Genomic DNA, 24651 nt, shown 5'->3' on the forward strand with positions numbered 1-24651 from the left:
GCCATGTTTGAATAATTAATTTAAGCTGTTTGTATTAGCGGGTGCAAAGATAGGGCTTTCTGTTTATAAAACAAGCGTTTCATGGGAAAATATGCAGGTGTTTCTGTTTTTTTTAAAGGTTGTTTGAGGGATTAATCCATTATGAAATCGGTTGCCGACGCCGTCAGCGGCATTTCCGACAGCGTCCGCAATCTTTCCGACAGCGTCCGCATTATTGCCGACGATGTCGGCAACCGATCTCTTCCTGGTCTTGTACCGGAGAGATCGTATGAAATCTCCTGTACATCCCTAATGAAAAGGATTTATTCTTATCTTCGCGGCTTCGTTATATTTAATGTATTAAAATAGACTTATGATTTCAGTTGACGGACTAACAGTAGAGTTTGGTGGAAGCGCTCTTTTCTCGGATATTTCTTTCGTGATTAACGAGAAAGATCGTATCGCCTTGATGGGCAAGAACGGTGCCGGTAAATCTACCTTGTTGAAGATATTGGCCGGTGTGCGGGAACCAAGCCGCGGAAAAGTGTCCGCCCCTAGAGATACCGTGATCGCTTATCTGCCGCAGCATTTGATGACGGAGGATGGCCGTACCGTTTTCGAGGAGACGGCGCAGGCTTTCGCTCATTTGCACGAGATGGAGGCGGAGATCGCCGAATTGAATAAGCAATTGGAGACTCGTACGGATTATGAGTCGGATAGCTATATGGAGCTGATCGAGCGGGTCTCTACCTTGAGCGAGAAATTCTATTCCATAGAGGAGATTAACTACGACGCCGATATAGAGAAAACCTTGTTGGGGCTGGGTTTCAAGCGAGAGGATTTCAATCGGCAAACCAGTGAGTTCAGCGGTGGCTGGCGCATGCGTATCGAGTTGGCGAAACTGCTGTTGAAGAAACCGGATGTCCTTTTGCTGGACGAGCCGACGAATCACTTGGATATCGAGTCCATCCAGTGGCTGGAGGATTTCTTGATCGATAACGGCCAAGCCGTGGTGGTAATCAGCCATGACCGTGCGTTCGTGGATCATATCACGACTCGTACGATCGAGGTGACGATGGGCCGGATTTACGATTATAAGGTAAACTATAGCCAATACCTGCAACTGCGGAAGGAGCGTCGCGAGCAACAACAGAAGGCTTATGACGAGCAGCAGAAGATGATTGCCGATACGAAAGAGTTTATCGAGCGTTTCAAGGGTACGTACTCCAAGACCTTGCAGGTGCAGAGCCGTGTGAAAATGCTGGAGAAGCTGGAGATTTTGGAGGTGGACGAGGAAGATACCTCGGCTTTGCGCTTGAAATTCCCGCCTTCGCCCCGCTCGGGTTCTTACCCGGTGACGATCGAGAATGTCTCGAAGTCGTATGGTGATCATACGGTTTTCCGGAATGTTAATCTGACGATCGAGCGAGGGGATAAGATCGCCTTTGTCGGGAAAAATGGCGAGGGTAAGTCTACCTTGGTGAAGTGTATCATGAAAGAGATCGAGCATGAGGGGACATTGACATTGGGGCATAACGTGATGATCGGTTATTTCGCCCAGAACCAAGCCTCTCTGCTGGATGAGAACCTTACGGTTTTCCAGACGATCGATGATGTGGCGCAAGGTGATATCCGTAATAAGATCAAGGATCTGCTGGGAGCTTTCATGTTTGGCGGCGAAAACTCGGTGAAGAAGGTGAAAGTGCTTTCCGGTGGCGAGCGTACACGTCTGGCCATGATTAAGTTATTGTTGGAGCCCGTGAACCTGCTGATTCTGGACGAGCCGACGAACCATTTGGATATGAAGACAAAAGACATATTGAAGCAGGCGTTGCTTGACTTCGACGGGACGTTGATTGTCGTATCTCACGACCGTGACTTCTTGGATGGCCTGGTATCTAAGGTTTATGAGTTCGGAAATCAGAAAGTAACGGAGCATCTGGAAGGTATCTATGAGTTTATGCGGCGCAAGAAAATGGAGAATTTGCGTGAGCTTGAGCGAAAGATTTAAATCCTCCACCCAAGCGTCAGCATAATATCATACGTGGAGTTGTCTATATCTTTGTAATACTTATAATGGGTACGGCGGGAGAAATAGCGATTTCGCAACGCTAGGTTCCATTTATGCTTGGACATATAGGCCAATGTGGTGGAAAATACGGTTAAACGTGCGTTGCCGGCATCGCCTTGCACGTTTAGCTTCGTAGGATCTACCGTGTTCCAGTCTATATCCGGCTCGTACCCTTTCCAAGTGAATATATGGTAGTTCTCCAGGTCGATCAAGAATGCCCAGCGTTTATCGTAGGCCAATCCGGTAAACGCTTTCACGCTATACCCGCTTCCTAAGTTATAATCTCTCTCTTCCAGCCGGAGGTAATCGGATATGCTGGCTCCCAAGGCGACCCCTGTTCCGTATAACTCGGCGTAAACATCTACCTTATTATCGGGCGTACCTTTTTTGTAATAGATCAATCCACCGCCGACCGCCGCCGCTTCCGATATGCGGTAAGGGGCGACCGTTTGGGTACTATTGGATTTCAGCTCGGAATCGTAATAATCGAAATGCTGGAAGATTCCCGCGGCCAGGCTGCGCGGGCCTTTGCTCCATACCTGTTTCCCCCATATAGCGCCTACGGCGTTGACTTGACTGATGAGCGGCTGGCTGGAAAAGAAATCGAAACCGGCCCTCAATTGGAACCATTCATAGGGTGAATAATAGTCATCGTTGAAAGGATCTCCATAATCCAACCGGAAAGATACGTGCATACTCGTGGTGCCATGCTTGGAGCTTTCCTGCTCGGCCAAGAACCGGGGACCTGCGCCTATGATGAAATTCACGGGTACGGAAGTGTATGCACGTCCTTTGGAACTACTGTGTTTCCAGGCTTCTCCCGTGATGATACGGTTGATCGCCCGCATCGGTGAGATCAGGCCGGATAAGACCTCGCGTCCCACACGCTCTGCCCCGTGGGTGCGATTGTCGATGAATAGATCGGAAAGGCGGTAAGTGATCTCCCCCAGTTCTACGCCTCCGAAAGTGGTGGCAAGCATATCATTGATGGAAGGAGGTTCCGCTTCCATGAAAAATTCCCACATAAGGCTGCCTCCCGCCGCGAATGGAATAGATTGCCAGAAATTCAATCCGTTGCCGCGGGCTGCGTTGAAATATAACGATCCGTGATAGGGGTGGGCTACCAGGTTGGTGGAGAACTTATCCGTGTCCCAAACTGGTCCGGTCTTAAAGTTTTGCTTGATCGTATGCCCGTTTATCTTTGCGAAATCCTCGTTCATCAAAAAACGGTCGAAAGCCCACACTGCCATGTTCATGCCGAATACCTCGCCCGTTGCCAGCCAAGGGCGGCGTGGAATGAAAAGGGCTGTGTCGCTCACGTAATTGCGGGCATCCATCTGGGGGAAGTGCTGCCCTCGTATCCATTGGCCGGATAACAAACAAATCAACCCGATCAACAAATATTTTCTCATCCTCATCAAGCTCAATTCTCTTTTATGAATATAAATCAATAGGTTATTGGTTCTAACCTTTCGCAAACTTATATATAATAAACATTACGGGATTCGTTTGGTTTAAATTATTGTTAGGTATTCTTTCTATAAATGCTATTATTTGCGAACTATTCCGTATTTTCGCGAAAAAAACAAAATGATAGATTTTATCACCTTCTGTGACTATGCGGGGACCTTTGCGTTCGCCATAAGTGGCATAAGATTGGCTTCCGCAAAACAATTTGATTGGTTCGGCGCTTACGTGGTGGGTGTCGTGACCGCTGTGGGAGGAGGTACAATTCGTGATATTTTATTGAATGCGGTACCCTTTTGGATGGAGCAGGCTTCTTATTTGGTCGTCTCGGCCTTGGCTTTGTTGTTTGTTATCGCTTTCCGAAAGTACGTGATCCGTTTGAACAATACCTTTTTTATTTTCGATGCTATCGGGCTGGGATTGTTCGTGGTGGTAGGTATCGCCAAGACCTTGGATTTCGGCTTTCCCATGTGGGTGGCTATCGTGATGGGTACGATAACCGGATCATTTGGCGGTATGGTACGGGATATATTGATTAATGAGGAACCATTGATATTCCGGAAAGATATTTATGCGTTGGCTTGCGTTTTCGGAGGTTTGATATATTATGTATGTATGCAGACTTCCATGTCGGCGGCGATGATACAGTTCGTGTCGGCGCTAAGCGTATTCCTCGCACGTATAATCGCCGTAAAGTATCATATAAGTGTTCCGGTATTGAAAGGAGAAGAATAATTTATTAACTTTGCAAATTATATGGACATGCATACTCAACAAGACGAGGCTTCCATCCTATTGATATATACGGGTGGGACGATAGGTATGATCGAGAATCCGGAGACCGGTGTGTTAGAGTCGTTTAACTTCCAGCATTTGAAGGATAATATGCCGGAGTTGAAGAAACTGGGATATTCGGTAGAAACGATACAATTTGACCCGCCGATGGATTCCTCGGAGATGGGGCCGGACTCATGGATGAAGATCGTAAGGATCATCGCCGAGAATTATCAGAAATTCGATGGTTTCGTGGTGTTGCATGGAACGGATACGATGTCGTATACGGCTTCGGCGTTGAGCTTTATGCTTGAGAACCTGAGTAAACCGGTGATCCTTACGGGATCGCAACTGCCGATCGGGATGTTGCGTACCGATGGAAAGGAGAACCTGATTACGGCGATCGAGATAGCGGCCGCCAAGGAAAACGGTCTGCCGTTGGTTCCGGAAGTCTGTGTATTTTTTGAGAATGATTTATTGAGGGGGAATCGTACGAGTAAGATTAACGCGGATAATTTTAATGCGTTCCGTTCGTACAACTACCCGGCTTTAGCCCATGCGGGTATCTATATCAAGTATGATCTGCCACAGGTATATCATCCGGTATCGCGTAAACCGCTGAAGCCACATTATTTGTTGGACCGAAATATCGCTATACTCAAGCTATTCCCCGGAATTTCTCCGCAGGTAGTGGAAAGTATCCTGAATATCCCGGGTCTGAAGGGCGTGGTGATGGAAACATTCGGGAGCGGTAACGCTCCGTGCGAGGAATGGTTCTTGGATATGTTGAAGGAGGCCGTAGACCGTGGTATCGTTATCGTGAATGTTACCCAGTGCAGGGCCGGAAGCGTGGAGATGCACCGTTACGAGACGGGGCATAAATTGTTGGAGGCAGGCGTTACGAGCGGCTTCGACAGTACGACAGAGAGCGCCGTGACGAAGCTGATGTTCCTTTTCGGCCACGGGCTGACACCCGATGAGGTGAAGGAGCACATGAATTGCTCGTTGATCGGGGAGGTATCGATCCCTGAGACGTTCCGCCCCTAGTGTATACTATGTAAAACAGAAAAAAACAGTGTTGCGGAGTAGGAGAGTATGAAACTATCATTTCTGAGTTTAGCGAGTGGGAGCAGTGGGAATTGCTATTATTTAGGGACTCCGGAATTCGGTATACTGATTGACGCAGGTATCGGGATCCGGACCATAAAAAAAGTTTTGAAAGATCGGTCGATCGATTTTTCAAAGATCGTGGCCGTGTTGATCACCCATGATCATGCGGATCATATCAAGACGGTCGGGTATCTGGGCGAGAAGCTTTGTATCCCCGTCTATGCGACAGCCGGTGTGCACCGGGGGATTGATAAGAGCCGGTATGTGGAGGAAACCTTATGCGCCTCTCGCAAAGTTATAGAAAAAGAAGTTCCGTTCCTGATCCGTGATTTCCGTATCACGGCTTTCGAGGTGCCTCACGATAGTACTGATAACGTGGGTTACCATATTGAGTATGGCAATCATAAATTCACTTTCGCTACCGACGTGGGGCATATCACGGATACGGTAGGAAAGTATATATGCATGGCGAACCATTTGATATTGGAAGCGAACTATGATGAGGAGATGTTGCGTTTCGGCACGTATCCCGCTTTCTTGAAAGAGCGGGTGGCAAGTCCTACCGGGCATTTGAGTAACCGGGAAGCGGCGGAGTTCTTGGCGACCCATTATAATACCGGTTTGAAGAATATCTGGCTTTGCCATCTCAGCCGGGATAATAACCATCCCGAATTGGCTTATAAGACAGTGGATATACGTCTTTTCCAAGAAGGGATAAGGGTAGGGAAGGATGTTTCATTGGTTGCGTTGAAGCGAACTACCCCCTCGGATATTTACGAGTTTGATTAAAAAAATCATGAAAAAAATGGTGGAAAAGTTTGCGAAGAAAAATAAAACCTCTATCTTTGCACCCGCAATCGAGAAACAAACGGTGGTTTGAAGAATAACGATAGCGAAACAGAATGACTTGGTAGCTCAGTTGGTAGAGCAAATGACTCTTAATCATTGGGTCGAGGGTTCGAGCCCCTCCCAGGTCACTCTAGATAGATGAAATGTTGACTTGGTAGCTCAGTTGGTAGAGCAAATGACTCTTAATCATTGGGTCGAGGGTTCGAGCCCCTCCCAGGTCACTCTAGATAGATGAAATGTTGACTTGGTAGCTCAGTTGGTAGAGCAAATGACTCTTAATCATTGGGTCGAGGGTTCGAGCCCCTCCCAGGTCACGCAATTTACTTATTGGAAAGATGGCAGAGTGGTCGATTGCGGCGGTCTTGAAAACCGTTGAACCGAGAGGTTCCCGGGGTTCGAATCCCTGTCTTTCCGCAAATGATTCCCGTAGAGTGAGAACTTTACGGGATTTTTTGTTTTTATATGTTTCCGTTTATCGGCCAAGGGGATACATCAACGCGTATCCTACACTAATACTTCGTCTAGGATACGCTAAGTGGAAAATGCCCTATTCACCCCGCAAGCCTTGGCGAGAGAAACTGATATCTTGAACGATTATGTTAAGTAGCGAGTACTCTCGTTCATTCCGGCCTGTATGGGATAGGCTAGTACGAAATTGTTTGCTTGGAAATATTTATTGAGGTATTTCGGGATGCGGGCCATGATAGGTGCGTAAGAAAGTCCTTCCTTGCGGCTGAGGATAATCCACATGGTATCATCGGGCTTGATATCCCGGAATACGATCAGGAAATCGTCCCAATCGCTAAATTCGGTATAAGTAATCTCCCTGCTTTTCTTCGCGAGTAGTTTCTTTAAAACGTTCAGGGTTGTTTCCGATCCGTAGAAAACCGTTTTTGCGCCTGTATTCTGGACTACATTCCAAAGGCGGTTGATGATTTGATTGAAACCGATTTCTTTTTCGGCCAACTCGGGAACGATAATCAAATGCCGTTTCACGGTAGCGATGGGCTGGACCGGCTTGTAGATGAAAGTGCTTACGCTGCTCGCTGCCAATACGCTTTCTACGATATGCCCCAGGAAATCGGCGGGAATATCTCTTTCCTTATGTAAGCCGAGCACCATATCTGTGATTTCCCGTTCCTTCACTACGCTGGCGATCGCGTTGGAGACGCTGAGGTCGTATCTTAACAATTCCTTCATCCGGGTATCTGTAGCCGCGGCTGTGTTGACCGCCGTTTGCAAGACTTTGCGGGATTGCTTTAATATTTTCTCGTCGGAGCTATGATTGTCGATCACTTTTAAGGCATATAAACCGTTTTTATTATGGGGGGATTTGATCGCCAGGCTCAGATTGACCAATTCCTCTACGGTTTCCTCGTTGCTGACCGGTATCAATATATGCTCGGACCGGTCTCCTTTATTTATCTCTTCATCGGAGCTTTCTTGAGCCGCTATATTATGTGCTCCTTTCTGGGCGGCAAAGGAGGCGATCGTGCAGGTGACAAGGATCATCAAGATCGTGCCATTCAGTACGCTCTCGTTCAATAAACGGATGGGTTCGCCTTCCGGTGTCGTTCCGATGATCACGTTATATCCAACCAAGACGGCGGCTAACGTGGCGGCGGCTTGCGCGTTGCTTAAGCCAAAAATAACGCTTCGCTGATCAACAGATAGGCGGAATGTCTTTTGTGTCAGCCAAGCGGCTATATATTTTGCGACCGTGGCAACGATAATCATGATTAATCCCACTTTGATCGTATCGAAGCTGGTGAAGAAAGCCCGGTAGTCGATCAGCATACCTACGCTGAGCAAAAAGAAAGGAATGAATATGGCGTTCCCGACAAATTCTACGCGATTCATCAGGGGAGAGCTTTGAGGGATAAGGCGATTCAAGGCCAACCCGGACAAGAAAGCCCCGATAATCGCTTCCATCCCGGCCAACTGAGCTAGAAACGATCCTAGGAATACCATTACCAGTACGAATATATATTGGGAGATATTATCGTGTACGTGCTTGAAGAACCAACGGCCGATAAAAGGAAACCCTAGCAATACGATTAGCGTGAATACCACGATCGATACCCCTAAGCGAATCCAGAACATATCATTGACCTGCCCGGTAGCCATGCCTACAATAATCGTTAAGACCAGTAAAGCCAGCGTGTCGGTAATCATCGTACCTCCGACTGTTATGCTTACCGCATTGTTTTTACTGATTCCCAGCTTGCTGATTATCGGGTAAGCGATTAGCGTATGAGAAGCGAACATGCTGGCCAATAAAATAGATGTCAAAACACTGAATTTTAATACCCATATCCCGATTATCGTACCGAGCGCCATCGGTATGAGGAAGGTGTACATACCGAAAATGAGGCTCTTCGCGCTATTTCTCTTGAAATCTCCCATGTCGATCTCTAATCCGGCGAGGAACATGATGTAGAGTAATCCCGCCGTTCCGGAGAGAATGATGCTGCTATCTCGCAATACTAGGTTGAATCCGTGTGGCCCGATGATGGCTCCGGCGATGATCAGGCCCAATAGGTGAGGTATCCTAAGCTTATTGAGCAGGAGCGGAGCGGCCAAGATTATCAAGAGGATTAAAAGGAATTTCAATACAGGGTCCGCTAGCGGTAACGTGAAATCTATTGTCGATGCTAATATCATAATTCGTATTTTTTACGTTTTAACTTGAAAACAAATATAAGAAGAATTTGTCGAGTTTGCAGCGTTTATGCCAACATTGCATCTTCTTTTATAGATAACAATAAATGTGTGAGTTTTATAAGTTAAAGTATATATAAATCTTGGGACATAAGAGTGAACCGAGTATATTTGTACATATCTTGCGTTGAGTTTATTGTTATAAAACTAAAAAGCGTTTAAACCCTTGGCATAAAAGGGTATCAAACATGAAAAGAGAAAAATATTTATTTAATGTAGAGGAGAAACAAATATGAAACCCATGAAATTAACATCTTTAGTGATGATGATTCTGATCGCATTTAGCGCTGCGGCTCAGGAGGAGTTCTTTGATGATGTGTATTTCTCTTCCAAAAGCAAGAAAAAGAAAGAACAGGTTGAAGAGAAAGAGGTTGTTCAGCCGAAGCAGGAGTCTAGGACTCCGGTCGCGACAGCCGAGAGCAAGGCCTTTTCTGATTCGGACAGCCGGGACGTGGATGAATATAATCGTCGGTACGCTTCTGTGGAGGTAGAGGAGCCTTATCGTGAGGATGACTCCGCGGATTATAAGGATAGTGATGGAAACGACTCATCTTCCGAACGCCGCTCGGATACTGAGTATACGGAACGTATCGTTCGTTATCATTCACCGAGTAAGATTACGATCGCCGGGGCGGATCAAGTGGATCTGTATCTGAGTGACGGATATTACGGCTATGGTTATGATACGGATTACTCGAACGGTAGCGCAAACGTAAATTTGTATGTCAATGTAGGTAATAGCTGGGGGTCGCCTTGGTATACTGGTTGGTACGATCCTTGGTTTTATGGTTATAGCCCGTGGTGGACTTATTCAGCTCGTTTTTACGGTCCGTCTTGGGGATTCGGCTGGGGCTGGGGAGGTTTCTATGCCGGATATTATAGCCCGTGGTACGATCCATGGTATGGCCCGCATTGGGGTTGGGGCGGATATTGGGGCCCGGGATATTGGGGTGGTGGCTACTGGGGGCATCATCACCATTACGCGACACCCTATCGTCATTATGCGAACGGGCGATCTTCTTATCGGGATAATAGGGGGTATTCCTCTGGACGTAGTTCAGGATATAGTAGCGGACGGTACACATCTGGCCGTTCGAGCGGAAGAGCCTCTTCGCTGAAAGGCGCCGGTACATCTACACGTCCTTCCTCCTCGTCTCTGAGTAACGGCAGAGGTTCTTACACGAGAAGCGAGGCTGCCGCTATATCTGGGGCTGGTCGTAGATCTTCCGCAAATCGGGGAAGCGCGTCTTCCTCAAGCGGTGTTCGTACTCGTATAAGTTCGAGCAACTCATCGAGCGCGGGACGTCAATATGTGGCGCCGAGTCGTTCTTCTTCTATCCGTAGTAACTCTTCGTCCAATAGTTCTTCTAGGTCTTCTGTGCAGTCTAGAAGTTATACACCGTCTCGTCGTAGCTCACTGGGTTCTTCTTCGGGATATACGGGAGGTCGTTCCAGTGGTTCTTTTAGCAGTGGCGGAGGCCGTTCGGGTGGTTCTAGTGGTTCTTACAGTGGAGGTCGTTCCGGTGGTGGACGTCGGTAATTTTGAATGTATGGATGATAAAATAGAGATAAGATGAGAAAAATAGGAATTATGATGTCGGTGCTTGCTTTATGTGGCGGTACCGCTTTTTCCCAGTCGCAATTAGACGCTTTTAGGTATTCCCAAACTGAATTGAGTGGTACGGCCCGGTATCTGGGAATGGGCGGGGCTTTTGGTGCGCTAGGTGGCGATATATCTGCGATGAACACGAATCCGGCTGGGTTGGCGGTTTATCATAGCTCCGAGATCGTGACAACCTTTAGCTTATCGGCTGTTAACGCCAAGTCTGATTGGCTAGGGAATAAGGTGGATGAGGGGAAGAATACGTTTAGTTTTGATAATATCGCTTACGTAGGTTATTTCCCTACAGGAAATGATGAGGGACTGGTGAGTTGGAATGTTGGTTTCTCTTATAACCGGGTAAAAAATTATAGAAGAAACTATACGTTAAATACAGCGGGAAATTTGCATACCTCTTTGTCTGATTACACGGCTTTGCGCTCTTACGGTCTGCCTGCCGCTGATTTAGCCAGTTCCGATGGGTATAACCCTTACGAAAATCCTAATATCGGAGACTGGTTGTCTATCTTGAGTTTTCAAGGGGGATATACGGTGCCGGCAAATAATGAAGGTAATGTATATTCCAGCGCTTTTTATGATCCCGCTACTCAGGAGTTCTTGAACTTGGAAGGGGCGGAGTTGCGTGTCTCGGAATGGGGCTCTATAGACAAGTATAATATGGCTTTTGGCCTAAATATATCCGAGATGTTCATGTTTGGCGCGGATGTCAGCATCACTGATCTGAAATATGAGTACGAATCCAGGTATGATGAGGGATTTACGAGGAATAGTAATTTATATTTAGATAATTATCTGAAGACGGATGGTACCGGCTATTCTTTCAATATCGGCGCTATCGTCCGTCCTGTGGATTTTCTGCGCTTGGGGGTTGCCTATAATTCTCCGGTGTGGTATAAGATGACCGATTATTATCAAGGGCATGCGGGAACGGATATTCCATTTTTGGATGATCCTAAGCTGGATGCGAGTACTCCCAAAGGGGTTTATGACTATGAGTATCGTTCTCCGGACAAATGGTTGTTTAGTGCGGCAGCTATTTTCGGGACGGTGGGCTTGATAAGCGTGGATTATGAGTTGACCAATTATAAGAACATGCGAATGTATCAGACGGATGGCAGTAGTAATCTTGTGACGAATGAAGATATATCGAACAATTTCAAGATGGGAAATACGATTCGTGTGGGCGCGGAGTTCAAGCCGACTCCTCAGTTTGCCGTGAGAGCCGGTGTCGCGTATAGTGATAGTCCGCTTAAGGATCCGATAAAGAATGGTGATATAGAGATCGCCACTGTTGGGACAATCCCTCATTTTACGATATATAAAGGGACGACAAGTTATACGGTGGGTTTGGGATATCGTTTCACTCCTAATTTTTATACGGATTTAGCCTGTGTCATAGGTTCTTATAAAGAAGACGCTTATATATTCTCTAATATGATAGAGGATGGGGAAAAGCTTATGGAGGCTCAGCCGGCTACGTTGAAAAACAATACGACCCGTGTTGCGTTGACATTAGGATACAAGTTTTAATTATATATTTAGATCAGTAAAGTCCCCTGTTCGTACGTTAAAGGTGCGGACAGGGGACATTCTTTTATAATTTGAAATAAAAAGTTTGTCAGATTAAAATATTTTTTGTTCTTTTGCCTTCGTAAATAACATTGTATAACAATTAAACCGCATCGCCTATAGCATAAACATTACTCGAATAAACTAAAAATGTGGAAGTAATGAAGACTTTAAAAATGATGACCGACGAGGAATTGGTTGTCCTTTATGCAGAAGGTAATAATGCTGCTTTCGATATTTTATTAAATCGATACAAAAGTAGCATTCATTCTTACATTTATTTCATTGTACGTAACAAGGAACTTACGGAGGATATCTTTCAAGAGACTTTCGTAAAGGTTATTATGACTATAAAACAAGGTCGCTATACCGAGAATGGTAAGTTTAAGGCTTGGATTACCCGTATCGCTCACAATTTGATTATAGATAACTTTCGTCAGGAGCGTAGCGAGAACACGATCTCGAATGATGAGGTAGAAATCGATTTGTTCAATAATATCAAGCTTTGCGATGGTACGATAGAGGATAATATCGTACGTCACCAGGTGTTGTCGGATGTTAAGAAATTGGTGAAACATTTGCCAGATAGCCAACGTGAGGTATTGGAGATGCGTTACTATCAAGATCTTAGCTTTAAGGAAATCGCCGATATCACGGGAGTTAGCATTAATACGGCCTTGGGGCGTATGCGTTACGCTATCTTAAATATGCGGCGTATGGCCGATGAGAACCGTATCGAGTTGTCTATGGTATAAAATAATTCTTTTCCCATGCAATAAGTCTTAGGCCTGTACGTTTTATTAGCAAACAGAATAAAAATAAAGATGCCTATGAGGAAACTTTCTACGCGATGCATGGATGATTTAGAGAAAAAAAAGAAAAGTGCCCCGGAGGTGAAAAGTTCGCCTCGGAAGCAAACGATGGATTTCCTGAAACAGTTTGCGAGGGCTTATCAAGTAGAACCGGCTATACGTCCGGAACTCTGCGGGTATGTGTTGAACTAAGATTTATGGAAAGAGAATCTATATTATTAGGTTCTCTTTCTTTTTTTTGTACTTTTGTAAAAACAAAAGACAAGATTATGAAGCATTTGATAGCGCCTTCCCTTCTTTCCGCTAATTTCTTGGATTTACGGAAAGAAGTGGAAATGATAAATAAGAGTGACGCCGATTGGTTGCATCTGGATATTATGGATGGGGTTTTCGTGCCGAATATCTCATTTGGTTTCCCGGTGCTTAACGCATTGAAGCCCATGTGCCGGAAACCGATGGATGTACACTTGATGATCGTGGAGCCCCAGAAGTTTATTCCAGAAGTTGCGGCTACGGGAGCCTATATGATGAACGTGCATTATGAGGCATGTACTCATTTACACCGGACGGTAGCCGCTATTAAGGAGGCGGGTATGAAGGCGGGGGTTACCTTGAATCCGCATACGCCAATCTGTTTGTTGGAAGATATTATCCAAGACGTGGACATGGTTTTGCTGATGTCCGTGAATCCGGGATTTGGAGGTCAACGTTTCATAGAGCATTCTGTGGAAAAAGTGGCCCGTTTGCGGGAAATGATAGACCGGAAAGGATTGGATACCTTAATCGAGGTAGACGGAGGGGTGAATTTGGATACGGGAAAGCGTTTGGTCGATGCGGGTGCCAATGTGCTGGTTGCAGGTAATTTCGTGTTCAGCTCTCCTGATCCGGAACAAACGATCAAGGATTTGAAAGCTTTGTAGAAGACACGGATAAATATATCAACCAAAACCAAACTATTATTATGATCGAGGAAATACAAAAGCGGCCTTTTGTGCGGCCGCTTTTTTTGTGGATAACCGGAATTTTACTCTATACGCTATTACCGACCTCTTTGCTTCTCACGGTCTTGGGAACATTGGCTACCTTGATATTTCTTCTTCTTTGCGTATCGCGAGGATGGGCATGCGCAATGATACGATACGATTCCCGTTGGGTGTGGGGAGCCATAATCTCAGTCTTGATCTTATTCTTGGCAGTAGAGGTATGTTGGTATAGTGACCGGCGTATAGCTTTCGTAAATGAATCTGCTTCTTCGTTAAGTTTGATGGCGGTCGAGGCCCAATATTCTTTGGTGAATACATTTGATCATTTACGCTTGTCTGAGGAAGAAAAATCTATTTTAGCGACATTGACTTTAGGATACAAAAAAGCGATGAGCCGGGAAACGAAAAAACGTTTCTCATTGGCGGGAGTATCCCATATATTAGCGGTGAGTGGCTTTCATGTTGCCGTAGTTTGTGGATTCTTATCTTTCTTTTGCTCGTTTATGCCAAGATGGGGGATGGGGCGTTGGGTTCGTTATATCGTTCTGGTGGGAAGTCTTTGGGGATTTGTCTTTATCACGGGGTTGGCACCCTCGGCGGTACGGGCGGCCTTGATGTTATCCCTGTATTTAACAGGGAAGGTACTCCGTCGTACTACGGATGGATATAATACATGGGCTGCCGCCGCTTTTTGCATGTTGGCCTATGAACCGTATTATTTGTTTGATATCGGTTTTCAGTTGAGTTATTTAGCCGTGTTTTTTATTTTGTTCCTTGTGCCTCGTTTAAGAAAGTGGATAGAGGTCAGAAATCCACTGTTGGCCATACCTTGGGAATGGATTATTGTATCTGTCGCCGCACAGGTGGGGACCGCTTTCCTTTGTTTTTATTATTTCGGACAATTTTCCACGGTCTTTTTGTTTACGAATCTTCCGGTTACTTTCTTGGCTATGTTTTTGATACCTCTTGCCTTTCTATGGTTGTGTTATCCGGTGGATTTATATGGGTACGACTGGGTACAAAGGATCGTGGAAGGGCTGGTTCATGGCATGGGAAAGGTGGTGGAAGTATTCAGCGCTATGCCCTATGCGACGATTACGGGGCATTTTGGCTTCTTTGAGATGTTGGGAAGTTATGGGGTTTTAGTCTTAGGTCTGATATACATGAAGATACGGGAGCCGAAGGTTCTGTTAGCCGCTTTAGTCCTTTTGTTAATAATATCGGTAAAGATTCTTATTGAACTTTTTTTGATAGCCGGAAACTAAAAAAGTCGTACCTTTGGGGGTGAAAACAAAAAGATTATATGATCACTAAAATCATTCAAGAAGAGAAGATTCAGAAAGCCAAAAAATACGTAGAGAAAGGCGAGAGTTTTGTTATCGTGACGCATGTCTCACCAGATGGCGACGCATTAGGTTCATCCCTTGGTTTATATCATTTCCTATCCGTTTACGGTAAAGATAATGTCGCTGTTGTGGTACCTAATTCATTCCCTTCCTTTTACCGATGGATGCCGGGGGCTAAGGATGTCGTGATCCATGAGAAATATCCGGATTTCGCCGAGAAACTGATCAAGGAAGCGGATGTTATTTTCTGCTTGGACTTTAATGAACCTAAACGAATTGAGAAATTAGCTCCGGCGGTGATCGCCTCGGAAGGCCGTAAGGTGATGATCGATCATCATCTGAACCCCGCTGATTTCTGCCGTGTGACCATGTCGTATCCGGAGATGTCTTCTACCAGTGAGATGGTCTTCCGTTTTATCTGTCGTATGGGAATGTTCGATTTATTGAACCGGGATGCCGCGATTTGTATCTATACGGGTATGATGACGGATACGGGCTCTTTCACTTATAACTCGAATAAGCCGGAGATTTATACGATCGTCAGTGAGTTGATCAAGAAAGGGATTGATAAGGATTTGATCTACCGCAAGGTGAATCAGGTATACTCCGAGTGTCGTTTGCGTATGATGGGGTATGTGCTGTATGAGAAGATGAAAGTTTATCCGGAACAACAGGCGGCTCTTATTACGTTATCGAAAGAGGAACTGGATCGCTTTCAGTACCAGACAGGAGATACGGAAGGCTTCGTGAACTTACCGTTGAGCATAGAGAATGTGAGCTTTAGCGTTTTTATTCGTGAAGACAGAGATTATATAAAGATATCGCTTCGTTCCGTGGGCGATTTCCCTTGTAACCAGTTTGCCTCTACTTATTTCAATGGGGGTGGACATAAAAATGCGTCCGGAGGTGAGTTCTATGGCTCTTTATCTGAGGCCGTAGCCGTGTTTGAGAAAGGTTTACAGGAATTTAATCCTAATAAATCAGAAGATTTAGGCAAACATGCGTAAGGTTTGACGAAGATTATTTACATTTGCGATTCATTCAATTAAAGACTAACAAATGAAGAAAAGTTTTAATATCCTGTTGATTCTGTGTGCTGCGTTAATTGCTATCTCTTGTAGCAAGACAAAGTCGTACACGGATATGTTGAAAGATGAGAAAAAGGCAATCGAGCGTTTGATTGATGAGAATGGTTTTGAGATTTTAAAAGATTTTCCGGAAGACAGTGTCTTTAAGGAAAACCAGTTTGTTGAGTTGGAGAATGGTACCTATTTGAATATTATAGAGAAGGGAACAAGTCAAAGGGCTCAATATAACGCAAAGATTCTATACAGATGTATAGTTTCTTATCCAATGGATTCCGCTTATATAAATAGTACTCCTTATTATATTCAGAATTATGGTCCTCATAGCAATGGAACCAATCCTTGGGAGTTTACCTATGGTGATTATGCCAGCCAAGCGAATCCGTATCTTATAAGCGAGGGATTGCAAGCTCCTTTAGAATATGTTGGAGATCGGGCGAAAGTAAAACTGATAGTTCCGTTTAAGCGAGGTACTTATAATGACCAATCAAACGGGGAGCCTGCATATTACGAAATTCTAGAATATATATTTGAAGAAAACTTATGACACTAATTAAATCTATTTCCGGTATTCGCGGTACGATAGGCGGTAGCCCGGAAGACGGATTGAATCCGTTAGCTATTGTTAAGTTTGTGGCCGCTTATGCTACATTCATTCGGAAAAACGCAAAGGTGGCGACCAATAAGATCGTTGTAGGACGTGATGCCCGTATCTCCGGTCCGATGGTAAAACAAGTTGTTCTGGGAACGCTTACCGGTATGGGTTTTGATGTGGTAGATATCGATCTGACCACGACTCCAACAACCGAACTGGCTGTCGCTATGGAAGGAGCTTGTGGAGGTATTATCCTTACCGCCAGCCATAACCCGAAGCAATGGAATGCCTTGAAGCTTTTGAATGAGAAAGGAGAGTTCTTGGATGCCGCTGAGGGGGCTGAGGTATTACGTATCGCTGCCGCCGAGGACTTTGAGTTCGCTGATGTAGATCATCTAGGCAAGGTAATCCCGAATACGACTTATAAACAAAAACATATTGAGAGTGTCTTGAACTTGGAGCTCGTGGACGTGGAGGCTATTAAAGCTGCTGAGTTCCGTGTAGCTATCGATTGCGTGAATTCCGTAGGCGGTATCGTGATCCCGGATTTATTATATGCGTTGGGCGTGAAGGAAATCTTCAAGCTGCATTGCGCCCCTCATGGAAACTTCTCTCATAATCCGGAGCCTATTCCGGAAAACTTGACGGAGATATCCGAGTTGATGGGACATGCGAAGGCGGATGTCGGTTTCGTGGTAGATCCGGACGTGGATCGTTTGGCGATTATCTGCGAGAATGGCGAGATGTTCAACGAGGAATATACCTTGGTCGCTGTCAGTGATTACGTATTAAGCCATACACCGGGTAATACGGTAAGTAACTTAAGCTCGAGCCGTGCGCTTCGTGACGTTACCCGTGCTCATGGCTGCGAATATAATGCCGCCGCCGTAGGCGAGGTGAACGTGGTTACTAAGATGAAGGCTACGAATGCCGTGATCGGTGGTGAAGGCAACGGGGGAGTGATCTATCCGGCCAGCCATTACGGACGCGACGCTTTGGTAGGTATCGCCTTGTTCCTGACTCATCTGGCAAAGAAGAAGATGAAGACGAGCGAGTTGAAGGCTTCTTATCCTCCGTATTTCATCTCCAAGCAAAAAGTTCAGTTGACGCCGGAGATCGACGTAGATGCTATCTTAGCGAAAGTAAAAGAGAAGTTCTCTCAATACGATATTACGGATATCGACGGCGTGAAGATCGATTTCCCGGATAAATGGGTTCATTTGCGTAAGAGCAACACGGAACCGATCATCCGTATCTACTCTGAGGCCCATACGATGGAGGAAGCCGAGGAATTAGGCGGCCAGTTGATACAGATCATCAACGAGATGTGTAAATAATACCCTTTCCACGGGGTGTTTTAAAATATTGGGTTCAGTCTTCAGCCGAGGTAAGCTATTTATGCTCTGTTGATTTGACTGAACCCTTTTCTTTTGGATAATTCTCAGTTCGTGTAATGAATAAACTAATAAAGGTAATCTTATTTCTAATTGTCGGGATGGTTCAAGCCTTCGCATGGGGAGGGCTGAGAGGAGACACGCTGGCCAAGGAGCTGGATGAAGCTGTCTTGAATAGATCTTTTTATCTTCTGCAACGGGAGCAACGGATCACGCAGCTAAAGGATATGTTTTTCTTGAGCAAGATCTCGTTGTGGCAGGAATATGAGATCAACCACCAATTATACGAGGAGTTCAAGAAAATTCAACAAGACTCGGCCATTTATTACATAAAGCGGAATATGGAGATAGCGTCACTTATGAAGGATACGGCACGCATCTATACTTCCCGCTTACGACTGGCTACGCTTTATGCTTTTTCCGGAATGTATCGGGAGTCGGAAAGTTTGTTGCGAAGCATAGACCGTGAGTTGCTGTCTAAAGAGCAGAAACAGGATTTTTATGAGGCTTATTATTCGTTTTTCTCTTATTACAGTACGAACTTGGATTCTTTTAAATATAGGGAACAACTTGATTTATACAAGGATTCGTTATTGTCTGTCTTAGATACGGCCTCTTATCGGTATAAGATAAATCTGGCGCAAAAATATCTGGCTCACGGACAGGCGAGGCCTGCGGAGAAGGTGCTCATCCCTTTGTTGGAGAAAGAGGAACGCTATAACCCGAATTTCGCGATGATCACTTATCTGCTGGGAGATGTTTATGATATGGATGGGCGTACCGATCTCGCCCGAGACTATTATACCTTGTCGGTTATCGCCGATATCAAGAGGGCCTTCTTGGATAGTGGGTCTATCCAAAAGCTGGCGTTGAGTTATTATAAGAACGGTGATTTGTCTAATGCCCTTAAGTATGCGCAGCTAGCCATAGAAGGTGCCGTTACTTGCAATATACAGTTCCGCATGAATGAGATCTCTAAATTCTATCCTATCATTAATGCTTCCTATCAGGCACAGGAAGCTCAGGGTAAAAGGCAACTGATGACTTATTTCTTGTTGATCAGCCTGTTGACGCTCTTTTTGATCCTTTCTCTTGCCTATGTGTATAGGCAGATGCGGAAGATCTCAGCGATACGAGAGGAGCTGGTTAATACCAATGCCCGTTTGGTAAAGTTGAATGGAGAGATGAGCGAGGCGAATAATTTATTGCAAGAGCGAAATATACAGCTATCGGAGTCGAACCATATCAAGGAGGAATACATCGCTCATTTCCTCGATCTCTGCTCCACCTATATTAATAAGCTGGAAGATTACCAGAAATCGCTACAGAAGAAGGCGATGAATAAACAGCTGGACGAATTATTCAAGATGCTCCGTTCGACCCGTATGGTGGAGAATGAGGTGGAAGCTCTGTATGTTAACTTCGATCGAATCTTTCTTGGATTATATCCTACGTTTGTCAAGGACTTCAACGCTTTGTTGCAACCCGAGGAACGTATTGTCTTGAAATCGGAGGATCTGCTAAATAAGGAACTTCGTATATTCGCCTTGATGCGATTAGGCGTTACGGATAGCGTAAGGATAGCCGCTTTTCTGCGTTGCTCGTTGAGTACGATCTATAACTACCGGACCAAGATCCGTAATAAAGCGTTGGTGCCTCGTGATGAGTTTGAAAGTTGGGTGATGAGGATCGGGATTAATCGGAATCCGTTATAATCAATCTACATTTTTTAGGATAGTGATCTTTATTAACTGATTTGTAATTAATAGGATAGCGGATAATGCTGTCTACATTTTTATATCACTCTTCTTTTTGCTTCTTATTCCCGGATACATTTGTGGCATAACTTTAAAAATGAGATGCCATGAAGATGAAATTAATGATTGCCGCCGTGATCGCCTGTTTGGTGTTCACGGGATTTACGAAAGAGAACGTATCCGATACGATCGATCACAACGCATGGAAGACATCCGGTGTCGTGGTCATACAAAATGATATTCTTACGTTGGCCGGTTCCAACGCCCGTGCTTTATTGAACGATGGCAAGGGTTATACCAACTTCGAGTTAGATATGGATGTACGTACTACGACCGGTGGCAAAGGTTATATCGGGATCCATACGGATGCTACGGATAGTAAAGGATACCGTATCGCCTTGAACAACGATCGGGAAGATCCGGTTTGGTGGCGGATGACCGGTAGCTTGATGTCGGTCCGGAACCTGACGAAAAGTTTCGTGAAAGAGAACGAATGGTTTAAGATGAATATCCGGGTAGAAGGACGGCTTGTCCGGGTGCGGATTAATGGTGAGACTGTCGTAGAATATATAGAGCCTTCCAAACCTTTCCGCTTGAAGGAGAACGCTAAAGCATTGTTATCCCAAGGTACTATCTCGCTGGTGGGTACGGGACGTGGAAATATTCAGTTTAAGAATATCTCTTTAGAGGCGTTCAGCTCGAAAGGAATAGACATTCCCGCTCAATGGGCGAATGCCGTGGATGAGCAGACGGACGAGATCATTCGTCTGCACCAAGAGGACTTCCCCGTGCTTGATTATCATGTTCATTTAAAAGGTGGATTGACGAAAGAAGTAGCCGCACGGCAGTCACGCCAGACGGGGGTTAATTATGGCTTGGCTATCAATTGTGGCATCGGCTTCTCGATCACGAACGATACGGAATTGTATAATTATCTGGATACCATGCGTACCCAACCTTTTATCTTGGCTATGCAAGCGGAAGGGCGTGAGTGGGTAACAACCTTTTCGGAGGCGGCCCGCAACAGCTTTGACTATGTGTTTACCGATGCCATGACGTTTATGGATCATAAGGGGCGGCGTACGCACCTGTGGGTAAACAAGGAAGTGATTATAGACGATGAGCAAGAATATATGGATATGATGTTGGACCGTATCTGTTCTGTCTTGGAAGAGCCGGTCGATATGTACGTAAATTCCTGTTTCCTTCCCGATGCGATGAGTGACCGATATGATATGTTTTGGACAGAGGAGCGTATCGACCGTTTCGTGAATGCCTTGGCAAAAAGTGGAAAGGCTTTGGAGATAAACGAGCTTTATCAGATTCCGAATAAAGCGATCATTCAGAAAGCGAAAGCCGCAGGTGTAAAGTTCACGTTCGGTTCCAACAATATCACTCCGGAGGTAGGAACGCTCGATTATTGCATCCGTATGAAAAAGGAATGCGGTTTGACGGCGCAAGATATGTATAAACCACACATTAATATATAAGTAAAATTAGTTTTAAGGTCTGAACAAACATTAGATTTAAGGTAGAGGTATTAGTGCTTTAGGCAAAGATTGTTAGGTTTCAAGGTAAGATACATATGGGGCTACAGTTATAATAGGTCGATTGCTATAGGACAAAACATTTTATTTAAATATATAAAGAAAATCATATATAGTTACATTCTATAAACCATGACGTGAACTGCACAGACCACGACGTGAATTATACAAAACATGCTGTGGTCTGTACAGTTCACGCCGTGGTTTGTAGAACGTAATGGTATCTTACGAAGGATAAACAGGCTCTTGAATAACTATTCTAGCCGAAGTGTAGCGGTTTTTATCTTATAGGAAAATAGCGGTAAATTCCTTCTCGAAATTCGGGGTGAATACGCCTTTCCCCAGATTCTCCTTGATCTCCTCGATCGGCCAGAAACGTCCTCCGTCCAGTTCCTCGGGATCAGGGATGATGGGGCCATCGTAAGTGGTCCGGAAGGTGTTTACCAATTCCTTCTCTATGGAAGACTCGAATATATAACGTTTGATGAAGATAGGCGTGAAATTAGTAATACCCAATTCTTCACGAACCTCACGGCGTAAGGCCTCTTCCACGCTTTCCCCATAATCAATATGCCCACCTACGGCCGTGTCCCATTTACCCGGTTGTATATCCTTGGTCATGGAACGTTTTTGGAGATATAGATCTCCATCCTTATTAAAGATATGTAAATGGATTACGGGATGTAGCAACTTACTTCCGCTATGACATTCCTTGCGAGTAACCTTTCCGATCGTCTCACCTTCCTCGTTTACCAAAGGAAACCATTCTGTTCTCATATTTTAAATAGACTTTAATTTACTGATAACCGTACCTAACTCCTCATCCGTTAAATTATTTCCATACGTAGCGTAATCCAAGCGGAATGTACATCCGTTTTTGTATTCGGAGCAGCCATAAGCGGTTTTGCCCCGGAGGATAGAGCCTTTGTGACAGATGGGGCAAACGGGCTTATCCGTTGATGGAAGCTCCAATTCAGGAGTAGCCTCCGTTTTCTCTTTCTTGGCACGAGGCTTACGAGGTTTCTTTTCCTTTTTCTCCTTGGGTTTGTCTTTGGAAACTTCTTCTTTAGCTGCTTTAGACGTATCCTCGATCGTGATCGTTCGCCGGGTTTGGTCGGAAAGGACGTTTATGACGACCTCGTTTACCATCTGTTTCAACTCGTCCAGGAAAGTACGAGCCTCATACGTTCCCCGCTCGATCTGGCGAAGCTTCTTCTCCCAAAGACCCGTCAACTCCGCGCTTTTCAGCAATTCCTCATGGATCGTACCGATCAATTCCACGCCGGTAGCGGTGGGATAAAGATTCTTACGCTCCTTCCGTATATAATTACGCTTGAACAAGGTCTCGATGATCGCCGCACGGGTAGAAGGGCGGCCGATACCATTCTCTTTCAAGGCATCCCGCAGCTCGTCATTATCCACCAATTTACCGGCGGTTTCCATCGCCCGCAATAAAGTAGCTTCTGTATAGGGTTTGGGGGGCTGGGTCCAAGTCTCTTTCAAGATCGGTTTATGCGGGCCACTTTCTCCTTTCACGAAATCGGGCAATACGCCTTCTTCCTCGGTAGGCTCAGCCTCCGGATCTTTCTGCTCGGCTCCGAATACGACACGCCAACCCGGTTTGAGGATTTGCTTTCCGGTCACCTTGAATTCCACCTTATCCACTTGACCCAAGACCGTAGTGGTCGATATCTCGCAATCCGGATAGAAAGCAGCGATAAAACGACGGGCTACCAAGTCGTACACCTTCCGTTCCGTATCCGTAAGATTGCGGGCGGGGACTCCGGTAGGGATGATCGCATGGTGATCGGTAACCTTCGAGTTGTCGAACACCTTCTTGCTCTTCGGCAATTTCTGATTCATCAAAGGAGCGGTAAGTTCCGTATAATCTACCAGCCCTTTCAAGGTATTGGGTACTTTCGGATAGATATCATCACTAAGGAAAGTCGTGTCCACACGTGGGTAGGTTGTCACCTTCTTCTCATAGAGCGATTGGATCAACTTTAGCGTATCGTCTGCCGTAAACGCGAATTTCTTATTACATTCCACCTGCAACGAGGTCAAGTCGAATAGGCGAGGTGCGAATTCCTTCCCTTTCTTCTCGGTGATACTGGTAACGGTGAAATCCTGTTCCTTTACCTTCTCCAGAAAAGCCTCGCCTTCCTCTTTCTTCGTGAACTTACCTTTCGTGGCAGAGAAAGTCGTATTCCTGTAAATGGTCTTTAATTCCCAATAGGGTTCCGGCTTGAAATTATCGATCTCGGCCTGCCGATTTACGATCAAGGCGAGCGTCGGGGTTTGCACACGGCCGATAGATAATACCTGCCGATTCTGTCCGTAACGCAAGGTATAAAGGCGGGTGGCGTTCATCCCCAGCAACCAGTCGCCGATGGCACGGGATAGCCCGGCCTCATACAACTTATTGAATTCCGTCTGCTCTTTTAGTTTTTGGAAACCTTCCCGGATCGCCTCTTCCGTAAGCGAGGAGATCCAAAGGCGGTAGACGGGGCATTTACAGCCCGCCTTTTGCATGACCCAGCGTTGGATCAGCTCCCCCTCTTGGCCGGCATCACCGCAGTTAATGACCATCTCGGCATTCTGCATCAGGCCCTCGATTACCTTGAATTGTTGCTCATACGTAGGATTCTCGATCAGTTTGATACCGAACCGGGGTGGGATCATAGGTAATGACCCCAGACTCCAGCGTTTCCAGTTCTCCGCGTATTCATGCGGTTCTTTCAGGGTACACAAATGCCCGAATGTCCAAGTTACCTGGTATCCGTTTCCTTCGATATACCCATTCATTCGTTGGGTTGCCCCTAATACTTCCGCGATTTCCCGGGCCACACTCGGCTTTTCGGCGATACAAACTTTCATCAATAGATCTTCTTAAATGAACAGACAAAAATACATGATTATTTCCGAATGAGCAAAGATGTATACGTACGGTCTCCTAGGTGATCAATCAGAT

General features: G+C 45.5%; 19 protein-coding genes and 4 tRNA genes. 19 read left to right on the top strand and 4 right to left on the bottom strand.

Annotation, left to right across the window (positions count from 1 at the left end; genetic code table 11):
- Window positions 1–352 precede the first annotated feature (352 nt).
- The gene (locus Q0110_RS11700) at window positions 353–1990 is read left to right on the top strand and encodes an ABC-F family ATP-binding cassette domain-containing protein (protein ID WP_297906333.1); all 1638 of its coding nucleotides are present in this window, start codon (window positions 353–355) and stop codon (window positions 1988–1990) included.
- Here Q0110_RS11700 and Q0110_RS11705 read toward each other — a convergent pair.
- On the bottom strand, window positions 1987–3468 hold the full coding sequence (locus Q0110_RS11705) for a DUF3943 domain-containing protein (RefSeq protein ID WP_297906334.1): 1482 nt from the start codon (window positions 3466–3468) through the stop codon (window positions 1987–1989). The two genes, Q0110_RS11700 and Q0110_RS11705, sit on opposite strands and share 4 nt — an antisense overlap.
- Window positions 3469–3640: 172 nt before the next feature.
- Here Q0110_RS11705 and Q0110_RS11710 point away from each other — a divergent pair, with 172 nt between their 5' ends.
- From Q0110_RS11710 to Q0110_RS11740, 7 genes are all read left to right on the top strand, one after another.
- The gene (locus Q0110_RS11710; RefSeq protein ID WP_297906335.1) at window positions 3641–4252 is read left to right on the top strand and encodes a trimeric intracellular cation channel family protein; all 612 of its coding nucleotides are present in this window, start codon (window positions 3641–3643) and stop codon (window positions 4250–4252) included.
- Window positions 4253–4273: 21 nt separating this feature from the next.
- The gene (locus Q0110_RS11715; protein ID WP_297906336.1) at window positions 4274–5338 is read left to right on the top strand and encodes an asparaginase; all 1065 of its coding nucleotides are present in this window, start codon (window positions 4274–4276) and stop codon (window positions 5336–5338) included.
- A 48-nt stretch (window positions 5339–5386) separates the two neighbouring features.
- A complete protein-coding gene (locus tag Q0110_RS11720) occupies window positions 5387–6190 on the top strand; it encodes an MBL fold metallo-hydrolase (RefSeq protein ID WP_297906337.1) in 804 nt (267 codons plus the stop codon).
- A 115-nt stretch (window positions 6191–6305) separates the two neighbouring features.
- Window positions 6306–6378, top strand: a tRNA-Lys gene (locus Q0110_RS11725).
- A gap of 20 nt (window positions 6379–6398) precedes the next feature.
- Window positions 6399–6471: transfer RNA gene (locus Q0110_RS11730), tRNA-Lys, on the top strand.
- 20 nt (window positions 6472–6491) lie between these two features.
- A tRNA-Lys gene (locus Q0110_RS11735) sits at window positions 6492–6564 on the top strand.
- A 15-nt stretch (window positions 6565–6579) separates the two neighbouring features.
- A tRNA-Ser gene (locus Q0110_RS11740) sits at window positions 6580–6664 on the top strand.
- 180 nt (window positions 6665–6844) lie between these two features.
- Here the strand turns inward: Q0110_RS11740 and Q0110_RS11745 are convergent.
- Window positions 6845–8914, bottom strand: a complete 2070-nt coding sequence (locus tag Q0110_RS11745; RefSeq protein WP_297906339.1) for a cation:proton antiporter — start codon at window positions 8912–8914, stop codon at window positions 6845–6847.
- Window positions 8915–9203: 289 nt separating this feature from the next.
- Here Q0110_RS11745 and Q0110_RS11750 point away from each other — a divergent pair, with 289 nt between their 5' ends.
- The 11 genes from Q0110_RS11750 to Q0110_RS11800 all read left to right on the top strand — a co-directional run bounded on the left by Q0110_RS11750 (window position 9204) and on the right by Q0110_RS11800 (window position 21623).
- Window positions 9204–10511: a hypothetical protein gene (locus tag Q0110_RS11750; protein ID WP_297906341.1), complete on the top strand. Its 1308-nt coding sequence runs from the start codon at window positions 9204–9206 to the stop codon at window positions 10509–10511.
- A gap of 33 nt (window positions 10512–10544) precedes the next feature.
- Complete coding sequence (locus Q0110_RS11755) at window positions 10545–12122, top strand: outer membrane protein transport protein (RefSeq protein ID WP_297906343.1); 1578 nt, start codon at window positions 10545–10547, stop codon at window positions 12120–12122.
- Window positions 12123–12322: 200 nt separating this feature from the next.
- Entirely contained in the window at window positions 12323–12916 is a 594-nt protein-coding gene (locus tag Q0110_RS11760; RefSeq protein WP_121735193.1) for a sigma-70 family RNA polymerase sigma factor, read from the top strand.
- Between the two features lie 75 nt (window positions 12917–12991).
- Window positions 12992–13165, top strand: a complete 174-nt coding sequence (locus Q0110_RS11765; protein WP_297906346.1) for a hypothetical protein — start codon at window positions 12992–12994, stop codon at window positions 13163–13165.
- Between the two features lie 77 nt (window positions 13166–13242).
- Entirely contained in the window at window positions 13243–13893 is a 651-nt protein-coding gene (rpe, locus tag Q0110_RS11770) for a ribulose-phosphate 3-epimerase (protein WP_297906348.1), read from the top strand.
- Window positions 13894–13934: 41 nt separating this feature from the next.
- The gene (locus Q0110_RS11775) at window positions 13935–15221 is read left to right on the top strand and encodes a ComEC/Rec2 family competence protein (RefSeq protein ID WP_297906350.1); all 1287 of its coding nucleotides are present in this window, start codon (window positions 13935–13937) and stop codon (window positions 15219–15221) included.
- Between the two features lie 38 nt (window positions 15222–15259).
- Window positions 15260–16309 (top strand): bifunctional oligoribonuclease/PAP phosphatase NrnA, encoded by a 1050-nt coding sequence (locus tag Q0110_RS11780; RefSeq protein ID WP_297906352.1) that lies wholly within the window; start codon window positions 15260–15262, stop codon window positions 16307–16309.
- Window positions 16310–16361: 52 nt separating this feature from the next.
- A complete protein-coding gene (locus Q0110_RS11785; protein WP_297906354.1) occupies window positions 16362–16934 on the top strand; it encodes a DUF4827 family protein in 573 nt (190 codons plus the stop codon).
- Window positions 16931–18319, top strand: a complete 1389-nt coding sequence (glmM, locus tag Q0110_RS11790; RefSeq protein WP_297906356.1) for a phosphoglucosamine mutase — start codon at window positions 16931–16933, stop codon at window positions 18317–18319. Before Q0110_RS11785 ends, glmM begins: the two co-directional genes overlap by 4 nt.
- 116 nt (window positions 18320–18435) lie before the next feature.
- Complete coding sequence (locus Q0110_RS11795; RefSeq protein ID WP_297906358.1) at window positions 18436–20091, top strand: DUF6377 domain-containing protein; 1656 nt, start codon at window positions 18436–18438, stop codon at window positions 20089–20091.
- Between the two features lie 149 nt (window positions 20092–20240).
- Entirely contained in the window at window positions 20241–21623 is a 1383-nt protein-coding gene (locus tag Q0110_RS11800; RefSeq protein ID WP_297906360.1) for a family 16 glycoside hydrolase, read from the top strand.
- A 342-nt stretch (window positions 21624–21965) separates the two neighbouring features.
- Here the strand turns inward: Q0110_RS11800 and Q0110_RS11805 are convergent, their stop codons facing one another.
- Window positions 21966–22457, bottom strand: coding sequence for an NUDIX domain-containing protein (locus Q0110_RS11805; protein ID WP_297906362.1), 492 nt, complete (start codon window positions 22455–22457; stop codon window positions 21966–21968).
- 3 nt (window positions 22458–22460) lie between these two features.
- The gene (locus tag Q0110_RS11810) at window positions 22461–24557 is read right to left on the bottom strand and encodes a DNA topoisomerase 3 (RefSeq protein ID WP_297906364.1); all 2097 of its coding nucleotides are present in this window, start codon (window positions 24555–24557) and stop codon (window positions 22461–22463) included.
- Between the last annotated feature and the right edge of the window lie 94 nt (window positions 24558–24651).

This window comes from uncultured Parabacteroides sp. (genome assembly GCF_947855115.1).
Classification (GTDB): Bacteria; Bacteroidota; Bacteroidia; order Bacteroidales; family Tannerellaceae; genus Parabacteroides.

What these genes read in the sequence shown, in the direction of transcription:
- Q0110_RS11720 (WP_297906337.1), top strand. Translation starts at nt 5,387, where the DNA reads ATGAAACTATCATTTCTGAGTTTAGCGAGTGGGAGCAGTGGGAATTGC.
- Q0110_RS11755 (WP_297906343.1), top strand. Translation starts at nt 10,545, where the DNA reads ATGAGAAAAATAGGAATTATGATGTCGGTGCTTGCTTTATGTGGCGGT.
- Q0110_RS11780 (WP_297906352.1), top strand. Translation starts at nt 15,260, where the DNA reads ATGATCACTAAAATCATTCAAGAAGAGAAGATTCAGAAAGCCAAAAAA.
- rpe (WP_297906348.1), top strand. Translation starts at nt 13,243, where the DNA reads ATGAAGCATTTGATAGCGCCTTCCCTTCTTTCCGCTAATTTCTTGGAT.
- Q0110_RS11705 (WP_297906334.1), bottom strand. Translation starts at nt 3,468, where the DNA reads ATGAGGATGAGAAAATATTTGTTGATCGGGTTGATTTGTTTGTTATCC.
- Q0110_RS11785 (WP_297906354.1), top strand. Translation starts at nt 16,362, where the DNA reads ATGAAGAAAAGTTTTAATATCCTGTTGATTCTGTGTGCTGCGTTAATT.
- Q0110_RS11795 (WP_297906358.1), top strand. Translation starts at nt 18,436, where the DNA reads ATGAATAAACTAATAAAGGTAATCTTATTTCTAATTGTCGGGATGGTT.
- Q0110_RS11810 (WP_297906364.1), bottom strand. Translation starts at nt 24,557, where the DNA reads ATGAAAGTTTGTATCGCCGAAAAGCCGAGTGTGGCCCGGGAAATCGCG.
- Q0110_RS11750 (WP_297906341.1), top strand. Translation starts at nt 9,204, where the DNA reads ATGAAACCCATGAAATTAACATCTTTAGTGATGATGATTCTGATCGCA.
- Q0110_RS11745 (WP_297906339.1), bottom strand. Translation starts at nt 8,914, where the DNA reads ATGATATTAGCATCGACAATAGATTTCACGTTACCGCTAGCGGACCCT.
- Q0110_RS11700 (WP_297906333.1), top strand. Translation starts at nt 353, where the DNA reads ATGATTTCAGTTGACGGACTAACAGTAGAGTTTGGTGGAAGCGCTCTT.
- Q0110_RS11710 (WP_297906335.1), top strand. Translation starts at nt 3,641, where the DNA reads ATGATAGATTTTATCACCTTCTGTGACTATGCGGGGACCTTTGCGTTC.
- Q0110_RS11800 (WP_297906360.1), top strand. Translation starts at nt 20,241, where the DNA reads ATGAAGATGAAATTAATGATTGCCGCCGTGATCGCCTGTTTGGTGTTC.
- Q0110_RS11760 (WP_121735193.1), top strand. Translation starts at nt 12,323, where the DNA reads ATGAAGACTTTAAAAATGATGACCGACGAGGAATTGGTTGTCCTTTAT.
- Q0110_RS11775 (WP_297906350.1), top strand. Translation starts at nt 13,935, where the DNA reads ATGATCGAGGAAATACAAAAGCGGCCTTTTGTGCGGCCGCTTTTTTTG.
- Q0110_RS11805 (WP_297906362.1), bottom strand. Translation starts at nt 22,457, where the DNA reads ATGAGAACAGAATGGTTTCCTTTGGTAAACGAGGAAGGTGAGACGATC.
- glmM (WP_297906356.1), top strand. Translation starts at nt 16,931, where the DNA reads ATGACACTAATTAAATCTATTTCCGGTATTCGCGGTACGATAGGCGGT.
- Q0110_RS11765 (WP_297906346.1), top strand. Translation starts at nt 12,992, where the DNA reads ATGAGGAAACTTTCTACGCGATGCATGGATGATTTAGAGAAAAAAAAG.
- Q0110_RS11715 (WP_297906336.1), top strand. Translation starts at nt 4,274, where the DNA reads ATGGACATGCATACTCAACAAGACGAGGCTTCCATCCTATTGATATAT.